This window comes from Flavobacterium sp., from assembly GCF_043780635.1.
Lineage (GTDB): Bacteria > Bacteroidota > Bacteroidia > Flavobacteriales > Flavobacteriaceae > Flavobacterium.
Map to the genome: position 1 here is coordinate 20,459 of NZ_JAYWCK010000061.1, position 9,945 is coordinate 30,403.

Genomic DNA, 9,945 nt, shown 5'->3' on the forward strand with positions numbered 1-9,945 from the left:
TCCCGTTGGTCGAAATGACAAAATAAAAGTTCTATTAAAAAAAGCAGACCTATAAGCCGGATTCTGTCCCCAATAAATCGGAGCCCTATCATTTATCTAGGCACGCAATTACTCACGCACTCCATCTTTCTACCCTTCGACAACGGGCGAGAACCCTTAAATGCCGATATACTTGAAATTTCACCGCATAGAGTTTACCTGGTTTCACTACAGCATTACCTGTACATACTTTCTGTTGCACTTGTCCTAATTCCGATAAATCGGAACCGACGGGCGTTACCCGCTATGCTTCTCTGTGGTGTCCGGACTTTCCTCCCCGATAAAATCGGGGCGATAAGGCGGTCTGCGGTGCAAAGAAACAATTTTAAATTATGAATTATAAATTTTAAATTATTATTTTAGACTACTTCAAAATTTAAAATTCAAAATTTAGAATATTAAAAACTATATTTGCTTTCGAAGAAAATCTCTATGGAACAATTTGTTGTATCGGCTCGTAAATATCGTCCTCAAACCTTTAATGACGTTGTGGGACAAAAAGCCATTACCAATACTTTATTGCACGCCATCGAAAGCAATCACCTTGCTTCTGCCCTATTGTTTACTGGTCCTCGTGGCGTTGGAAAAACGACTTGCGCCCGAATTCTTGCTCGAAAAATTAACCAACCCGGTTATGATGACCCTAATGAAGATTTTGCTTTCAATGTTTTCGAATTGGATGCTGCTTCTAATAATTCTGTTGATGATATCAGGAATTTGATTGACCAAGTTCGCATTCCACCACAAACTGGGAAATACAAGGTTTATATTATTGACGAGGTTCATATGTTGTCTTCGGCTGCTTTTAATGCTTTCCTGAAAACGTTGGAAGAACCGCCAAAACACGCCATTTTTATATTGGCCACGACCGAAAAACACAAAATTATTCCAACGATACTTTCTCGTTGCCAGATATTCGATTTCAAAAGAATCACTGTAAAAGATGCCAAAGAACATTTAGCCGAGGTGGCTTTTAGTCAAGGAGTGAATTTTGAAGACGATGCTTTGCACATTATTGCGCAAAAAGCTGATGGTGCGATGCGTGATGCTTTGTCCATTTTTGACCGAGTGGTATCCTATTGTGGAAATAACCTGACCCGTCAGGCTGTTACCGAAAATCTTAATGTGCTCGATTATGAAACCTATATCACCGTAACGGATTTAATTTTGGAAAACAAAATCCCGGAATTGTTAATAGCTTTTAATGATATTCTTGCCAAAGGATTTGATGCACATCATTTTGTTTCTGGTTTGGCTACACATTTCAGGGATTTATTGGTTTCCAAAACTCCTTCGACTTTGTCTTTATTAGAAGTTGGAGAACAAGCACAGAAATTATATGGAATTCAATCCCAAAAAGCATCACAAGAATTTTTATTGAAAGGAATCGAAATCGCCAATGACTGTGATTTGAAATACAAAGTTAGCCAAAACCAGCGATTGCTTGTTGAACTTTGCTTGATGCAACTAGCCTCCATCACCTTTGATGGAGAAAAAAAAAAGTTGACAAATTTATAATTTCCCCTACTTATTTTAGAAGAACTGATTATTCGATAGTTGAAGTTGTTAAACAGGCAGGGGATAGCAGAACGCAGGTTGCAGAAAGCAGGCTGCAGAATGCAGAAGTAGAAGCAGAAGTAGAAGAACCAAAACTTGAAATTAATACTTCAGATTTAATTGTTTCAACCGAAACTCAAATGCAGAGCTACGCTCGAACAGATGAAGCAAACCCAAAACCCGTAACCCAAGAACTCTCAGGAGAACCGAAAGTTTCTGCATTTTCCATTTCGAGTATTCGTGCCAAAAGAGAGTTACAGGAAAGTACGAAGGGATTTGTAAAAGAAGAAGTTCATCTTCCTACTGAAGCTTTTACTGAAACCGAAATGTTGCTACAATGGAGCAAATATGCCCAACGATTAAGTGACAAAGGACATAAAATTATGGAATCGCTTTTATTGATCAGCGACCCAAAATTAGAAGGAACAACCATAACTCACGAACTTCCCAATGAGGGTTCCAAGATTGATTTTGAAACTGAAAAAATTGAAATTTTGGGTTATTTAAGAGGCAAACTTCACAATCATAATATTAATATTGAAGTCATAGTCAATGAAAAAGTGGAGAATAAATTTGCATTCACGCCTATAGATAAATACAACAGACTGAAAGAAATAAACCCTAATTTGGAGTTATTAAAAAAAACATTTGATTTGGATATTTAAATCTTCCCGTAATACATTGCCTTCACAATTCCATCAGAAAGTCCTATTTTTGGAACATAAATATTCCTGGCACCGCTCCATTTCATTGCATTGAGATAGATTCTGGTTGCTGGAATGATAACGTCGGCACGGTCTGGATTCAGTCCTAATTCCGTGATTCTTTGTTCGTAAGTAAGGGAATTCAGGAAAGCATATTGGGAATTCAAATATATATAGGACAAAGGTTTTTCTAATGCTTTACCAGACATTTTGAATAATTTATTGATGTTTCCACCGGAACCTATAAGGGTAACTTCATCATAATCCTGAGTATTTGTTTTAATCCACTGTTCCATTTCTTTCCAAACCGCCTCGCTTACCATTTCATTCAAAAAACGAACAGTTCCCGCTTTAAATGATTTAGAAGTGACAATTTTACCATTAGAAAAAAGAGAAAACTCAGAGCTTCCACCTCCAACATCCACATAAAGATAGGTTTTATCTGTTTTTAGAAGATGGTGTAAATCTGTAGAAGCAATAATTGTTGCTTCTTTTTTGCCGTCAATAATTTCTATTTTTATATCGGATTCTTTATTAATAATATCTACTACTTCGAAGGCATTATTCGCTTCTCGCATTGCTGATGTGGCAAAAGCCAGATACTTTTCGACTTTATGTACTTTCATCAAAAGACTGAATGCTTTCATGGCATCAACCATTCTTGAAATGCTTTCCTCTGAAATTTCACCAACAGTAAAAGAGTCCTGCCCCAAACGAATAGGGACACGTACTAAGGAGTTTTTGTTGAATTGCGATTCTTTTCCATCCTGTTCGACAATATTCGTAATTAAAAGACGCATTGCATTTGAACCAATATCAATCGCAGCGTATTTTTTAATTCTAAACATTTTCTCGTTGGTTTGTTTAATCGCTAATGGGTCATTCATTAATTCTAAATTTTCTTTATTTTGCAACTACTTCCGATTAAACAATTTCGGCAACTACTTCAACTTTCTTTTGATAATAGTTATAGGTTTCTAATTGAGCTCTAAAAATAAGTTCATTTTCCTTGCGGATTTTATACTTATTATCTAATTTTTCTGAATGGTAGCGTGCTTTTACATTGCCTTTCCAACCCAAATCAAAAATATCAATGAGTTCCTTTTTAATTTCCGGATCATAAATGGGACAAGTAACTTCCACTCTGCCATCGAGGTTTCTGGTCATAAAATCAGCCGATGAAATATAAACTTCAGTATCTCCAGCATTACCAAAAATATAGATTCTGGAATGTTCGAGATAATTATCAACGATACTTATGGCTTCAATATTGTCACTCATTCCACGAACACCAGGAATTAAAGAACAAATACCTCTTACTTCAAGCTGTATTTTCACACCTGCATTACTGGCTTCATATAATTTATCAATCATATTAAAATCAGATAAACTATTCATTTTTAGCTTCATATAGGTTTTCTTACCTTCTAAAGCAAGGGCAATTTCTCTATCGATCAATTTATTAAGTCGAGATCGAGTGTAATGAGGAGAAACGATCAAATGTTTGTATCTGTATAAACGATAGTTGATTTCGAAAAACTCAAAAATTTTGGAAACATCCTTCAATATTTGCTGATGACTTGTGAAAAGGGTAACATCTGTATATATTTTTGCGGTTTGTTCGTTAAAATTTCCGGTTGAAATAAAACCGTATCGTTTCGTTTTTTCCTTTTCGATTCTTTCGATAACGCATACTTTGCTGTGTACTTTTAGACCTTTTATTCCAAAAATTAACTCAATACCTTCGGTTTGCATTTGTTCTGCATAAGAAATATTTGAAGCCTCATCAAAACGAGCCTGCAATTCGATTTGGACAATTACTTTTTTTCCGTTTTTGGCCGCATTAATTAAGGAGCTAATAATTTGGGAATTTTGGGCTAATCGATATAACGTAATTTTAATAGAAGTTACTTTTGGATCCAAAGCAGCTTCACGCAAAAACTTGGTGAGATAAGAAAATGATTGGTATGGCGCATGTAATAAATAATCTTTCTTGCTTATTTTTTCCAATAAACTGCCTTCGAGACTCAGCCCTGGAATGGGTAAAGGATTATTCGTTTTATAAAGTAAATCAAATCTTCCAAGGTTTGGAAATTTCATATAATCTCTTCTATTATGGTACTTTCCACCAGGAATAATACTATCTGTAGAGACAATATGCATTTTGTCCAGAAAAAATTGAAGTGTATCTTTTTCTATTTCTTGGTCATAAATAAACCGGACAGGTTCGCCTATTCTCCGGTCTTTAACACTTGTTGCGATTTTTTCGAGCATACTTTTACTCAAATCACTATCAATTACCAATTGGGCATCACGAGTGATTTTTATCATATGTGCCGATACACTCTCATAATCAAAAATATTGAAAATGCTGCTCAAATGGTGCCTAATGACATCGTCGAGCAGAATAACATATTGCTTTTTATCTTTGGAAGGTAAAACTACAAATCGGTTAATCGTATTGGGAATTTCAATCATTGCATAATGAACTTCGGCATTATGTTTCATTACCAATTTTATCGCTAAATACCCCACTGTATCTTTCAATATAGGGAATTCTGCCAAATCGTTTAATATTATGGTAATCAATTCAGGACTCAGTTTTTGAATAAAGAAGTCTTTCAAAAATATTTCCTGTTCCTCTGAAATGTGGTTTTCATCGATGATGAATATATTTTCGGTCTCGAGTTTATTTTCAATATTATTTAAAATCCGTAAACTTTCGGATTGTTGCTGGATAACTATTTCAGTAATATCTTTAACTAATTGTTGGGCTGATATACCACCAAGTACTTTTTCGCCAGATATACCAGACAAGCTCAATCTTCGAATTGCTGCAAATCGAACCCTGAAAAACTCATCTAAATTATTGGAGAAAATACCCAAAAACCTTAGCCTTTCTAATAACGGCACTGAATTATCTGAAGCTTCTTGAAGCACACGTGCATTAAAAGTTAACCAACTTTTTTCTCTTTCTATATACTTATATTTATGCACAATGTTTATTTTAAATTTTTAGGGAATATAGTTTTTTTAGTTTTTCCTTTTTTTATTTCTCCCCAACTATCTGTATCAAATTGTAGCCATACAAACCCAGCTGTAGGAACATGGCCAATAAAAACATCTCCAAATTTATTAACAAAATTTGTAATAGCCTCGTTATGTCCAAAAAGAATCACATTTTCAAAAACATTACTACAAGATTTGATCACTTTTTCCAATTGGTTTTCATCAAAAGTATAAAGTTCTTGTTTAAAAACGATACTTTCGATGGGATATAAAATATTTTGAGCAAAAATCATTGCCGTTTCCGAAGCTCTTTTTGCGGGACTACTCCAAATAACAGAGGGAGAAGGAACAAATTTATTGCAATTTGTAGCAACCAAATGCGCATCAGTAATTCCTCGCTGATCTAATGGCCTATCAATATCTTTTAGTGGAGCTTCCCAACTTGATTTTGCGTGTCGAATTATTATTAGATTTTTCATATTTGGGAATATTTAATTTTCTATTAAACTATGCTTATATAAATTTAGAAGACTACAAATTACAAATTATTTTCTGATAAGGATGTATAATTCTTTAAAAACTCTTTTAATGAAAAATCACCGATCAATTTATTCCTTAAAAATTGAAATATTGAATCGATTTTTAAGATGTTAAATATTTTAACATTCAAAGAAGCATTATTTTTTATTTCATTTTTATAATATTTTTATTATAAAAACATTCATATACGCACTTAAACAGTGTTTTTTTGCATTTTATCGATGATTTTTGTCAAAGTAATTGAATTTTAAATTAGATTTGAATAAGGAAAAGAAATGATTAAGATATAAACCCATCTATTTATTGTCAAAATTTGGCTAAAAATAGTGAGTAAAGTATCGAATAAATTATAAAAAATAAGACAATAAAAAGCATGAAAATAACAAAAAATTGTCGTTTCAACGAGTATTTAGGTAATTCGTAGAAAAAAAGTATCGATAAACAACATAGTATATAAATTTGTTTTGAAATGTTATGAATTATAAAATACAAGCGTGATTTATAATTTAAATGATACAAAATAAATTAGTACAAAAACCCAAATATTACACACAATAAATTAAAATTTAATTGTATGAAAACTAAATTTACCCTTCTTTTACTGGCTTTCTTTATGTTCGTTAGTAATTCATATGCGCAGCCTAATTCTTTCGATGGTAGTTATTGTCCTGGACCAAGTGTATCAGGAGATGAATATTTAGGTCAATTAACCACTGGTGCTTTACCTAGCTCAGGTGGTACTTGTGAAATAGGCCAAATATGGGCTAAAGTTGACAATTTAGGACAGAGTCTTCGTTTGGCTTTTAAAATTGGTAACGCAGGTACCGCACTTATTAGAATATATATTGATAAAGACAATAATAGTTCAACTGGTTTAATAACAGATTCATCTTTTGGAAGTGGACCTGCAGCTGGAGGGGCTGAATATATTCTTCAAATCAATACTAATACGGGCGCAACTAAATTATTCCAAAATGCTACTTCAACAACGGTAACTGAAATTACCTTAGTACCAGGCGGATTGAGCGGAAAAAATGGAGATTCTAATGGTTGTGCTGGAGGTGATAAAAAGTTTGTAGAGTTTTATATTCCTTTTACATCTATTGGTTTTGATCCTTGTAATACAACACAACCTGGAACTATAAATGTTGCACGATATGCTTCGGTTTCTGGTGGAGCTACCAATTCTTCAATGTGCACTAGCCAATCGCTGAATTTTGGTGTGCCTCTTTCAGGAAGTGTTACTCCCAACCAATCTATTTGTCAAGGAACAAGTAGTACTCCACTTACCTTATCTATAAACGGTGGTATAAATACTACTATTCAATCTTGGCAAGATAGCACAGACGGAATAAATTTTACTGATATTGCTGGTACTTCAGGATTGTATGTATATGCTCCTGGTTTACTTTATGTAGGTGATCATTACTACAGAGCTAGAATTCTAAATACAGGTATTTGTGTAAATTCATTTTTTTCAAATGCTGCTAAAATAACAGTGAATGCTGCGCCAAACGCTCCTATTTCTGGTGGAGATCAAACCGTGTGTGTAGCTTCGCCAATACAAACATTAACTGCTACTGCATCGGGCGGAACAATCACTTGGTATACTGCAGCAACAAATGGAACTGTGGTTGCAAGTCCAACTTTAAATACCGTTGGAACGGTAACTTATTATGCTCAAGCTTCGAATGGAACTTGTTCAAGTTTGACAAGAACAGCCGTTACTTTAACCATTACAGGGGCACCAGCTGCGCCAATTAGCTCAGGAGACATTACCGAATGCGAAAAGAGCCCTATCCAAACATTGAATGCTAACTCAGCTTTGTCGTCCACAACTGGAATCACTTGGTATGATGCAGCAACAAACGGAAGTGTAGTTGCAAGTCCAACAAGAAATACTGTTGGATCAACAACCTATTATGCACAATATAGCAATGGAACTTGTTCAAGTGTAACAAGAACAGCCGTTACTTTAACGATCACAGGGGCACCAGCTGCGCCTATAACTGGAGGAAATATAGCGGAATGTAAAGCAAGTCCAATCCAAACATTGACTGCGACAGCGACAGTACCGTCAGGTTTTAGTATCATTTGGTATGATGCAGCAATAAACGGAAACGTAGTTGCAAGTCCAACCTGGAGTACAGTAGGTTTAAAAACCTATTATGCAGAAGCTGCAAACAATACAACAAGTTGCAAAAGCAACAGCAGAACAGCTGTTAGCTTAGAGATATTTCCAGCTATCATAGCAAGTGCAACTGGAGAATCACTTTATTGTGCTGGAGATTCTGATGGAAATATTACATTGACTGTTCAAAGCGGAACAGCTCCTTTTAATTATTCCTGGAAGAAAACGGGAGATAATGTAACAGTTATCTCAACTGCTCAAAATCCAAGTGGTTTAGCAGCTGGAACTTATAATGTATTAATAACAGATAGTAAAAGTTGTACAACAACAGCAAGCGCCACTATTATTGACGGTGATGGAACTCCTCCAGTAATTAGTCAATTACCTGGAAACACTACTATTGAGTGCCCTAATGTACCTTCGTTTACTATTGCTACTGCTACTGACAGCGTTGATCCCAATCCTTCATTGTCATACAATGATGTAACAACTGCAGGAACTCCAACTTGTGCAGGTAATTATTCTGTAACAAGAACTTGGACTGCTAAAGATGCATGTGGAAATACTTCTACAAAATCTCAAACTATAACAGTTGAGGATATTACTGCTCCAACTTTTACCGGACCAGCTAATTATACTATTATAAAAGACGCTACATGTAATTACAATTCAACACCTAATGCTGGAAATTCTCCAACAAATGTTCAAGACAGTTGTGATTCAAGTCCAAAAGTATCTTATACAGATGCCTCTTGTTTTGATTATAGTATTAATACCCAAATGAATCAAGGTCAAGGATATTACTATCCTGTAGAAATTTCTGGTTATAATAGCTTAACTGCTGGTCAAATCCAAAAAGTAGCTATGGAGTTTACAACAAACCAAGGAAAAGGAAATGCTGAATTTATCCTTATCGCCCCTAGTGGTGATGGAATTGTTCTAGTTGGTTCCTACTGTGATGGTGGAAACTGCGAAATAGCTGGTTCTACAACATACAGCCCTACATTTTATCCAAGTACATCTAGTTACACAAAATGGGTGAATTCTGATAACATTGCTGCTGGTCCAGGTAATTTTGAACCAAATGGAGGAACTTCAATAAATACCATAGCTGGTTTTAATGGAAATTACAGAACCCGTTTTGAGGATCTTACCGGACCGATGAATGGTACTTGGACTCTTTTTGGAAGAAAAGATACTCCTGCATCTGGAACATTAGAATTCACAGGTGTTTGTATTTCTCCTACAGCTTGTGAAGGTAACACCGTGATTGTAAGATCTTGGACTGCTACAGATGCTTGTGGTAACACTAGCGCTCCTTTCAAACAAATAATTAATGTAGTTGATAATACAGCCCCTACCTGGACAACTGCTGCTGGTAATTTAGATATAACTGTAGAATGTAGCGATGCAGCTGGTTTAATTGCTGCTCAAGCGTTATTTCCTATTGCTGCGGATAATTGTGATTTAGACGTTACTAATATAATTAAAGTTTCTGGCGCTTTTGTTGTGGGATCTTGTGCTAATTCTGGAACTTATACCAATACTTGGACAGTAATTGATAATTGTGGTAATATAAGTTCAACATATACTCAAATAATTACCAAAAAAGATACAACTAATCCTGTAACTCCAACACTTGTTGATGTAACTGTTGGAGAATGTAGTGGAACGTCAGTGGCTCCTACTACTACCGATCTTTGTTCTGGAACTATAACAGGAACAACCTCAACTGTTTTCCCAATTACTACTCAAGGGACAACTGTTGTGACTTGGACATTTATTGACTGTAGTGGTAACTCAACTACTGCCAATCAAAATGTAATCGTTGACGATATTACAAAACCAGTTAAACCAACTATTGCGGATGCAACCGGAGAATGTTCGGCTACGGCTACGGCTCCTACTACTACCGATGTTTGTGTTGGTACTATAACAGGAACTACTTCTGATGATTTAACCTAT

General features: G+C 35.1%; 6 protein-coding genes and 1 other RNA gene. 3 read left to right on the forward strand and 4 right to left on the reverse strand.

All coding sequences use genetic code 11. The annotated features are described in order from the left end of the window. Positions 1-36: 36 nt before the first annotated feature. Positions 37-350: RNase P RNA component class A (gene rnpB, locus ACH2BV_RS05585), an RNA gene on the reverse strand. A 121-nt stretch (positions 351-471) separates the two neighbouring features. Here rnpB and dnaX point away from each other — a divergent pair. Both dnaX and ACH2BV_RS05595 read left to right on the forward strand, forming a co-directional pair. Next, positions 472-1,557 (forward strand): DNA polymerase III subunit gamma/tau, encoded by a 1,086-nt coding sequence (gene dnaX / locus ACH2BV_RS05590; RefSeq protein ID WP_395049740.1) that lies wholly within the window; start codon positions 472-474, stop codon positions 1,555-1,557. A gap of 179 nt (positions 1,558-1,736) precedes the next feature. After that, complete coding sequence (locus ACH2BV_RS05595; RefSeq protein ID WP_395049741.1) at positions 1,737-2,261, forward strand: hypothetical protein; 525 nt, start codon at positions 1,737-1,739, stop codon at positions 2,259-2,261. Here the strand turns inward: ACH2BV_RS05595 and ACH2BV_RS05600 are convergent. The 3 genes from ACH2BV_RS05600 to ACH2BV_RS05610 form a co-directional block, all read right to left on the reverse strand. Continuing rightward, a complete protein-coding gene (locus ACH2BV_RS05600) occupies positions 2,258-3,148 on the reverse strand; it encodes a Ppx/GppA phosphatase family protein (protein ID WP_395049745.1) in 891 nt (296 codons plus the stop codon). The two genes, ACH2BV_RS05595 and ACH2BV_RS05600, sit on opposite strands and share 4 nt — an antisense overlap. A gap of 76 nt (positions 3,149-3,224) precedes the next feature. After that, positions 3,225-5,297 (reverse strand): polyphosphate kinase 1, encoded by a 2,073-nt coding sequence (gene ppk1, locus ACH2BV_RS05605; RefSeq protein WP_395049742.1) that lies wholly within the window; start codon positions 5,295-5,297, stop codon positions 3,225-3,227. 5 nt (positions 5,298-5,302) lie between these two features. After that, positions 5,303-5,788 carry a SixA phosphatase family protein gene (locus ACH2BV_RS05610; protein ID WP_395049743.1) on the reverse strand — a complete coding sequence of 162 codons (486 nt, stop codon included), beginning with the start codon at positions 5,786-5,788 and terminating at the stop codon, positions 5,303-5,305. 635 nt (positions 5,789-6,423) lie between these two features. On the opposite strand from ACH2BV_RS05610, the gene ACH2BV_RS05615 reads away from it, so the two are divergent. Beyond that, positions 6,424-9,945: hypothetical protein (locus tag ACH2BV_RS05615; protein WP_395049744.1), on the forward strand; the 3,522-nt coding region annotated here is incomplete at its 3' end.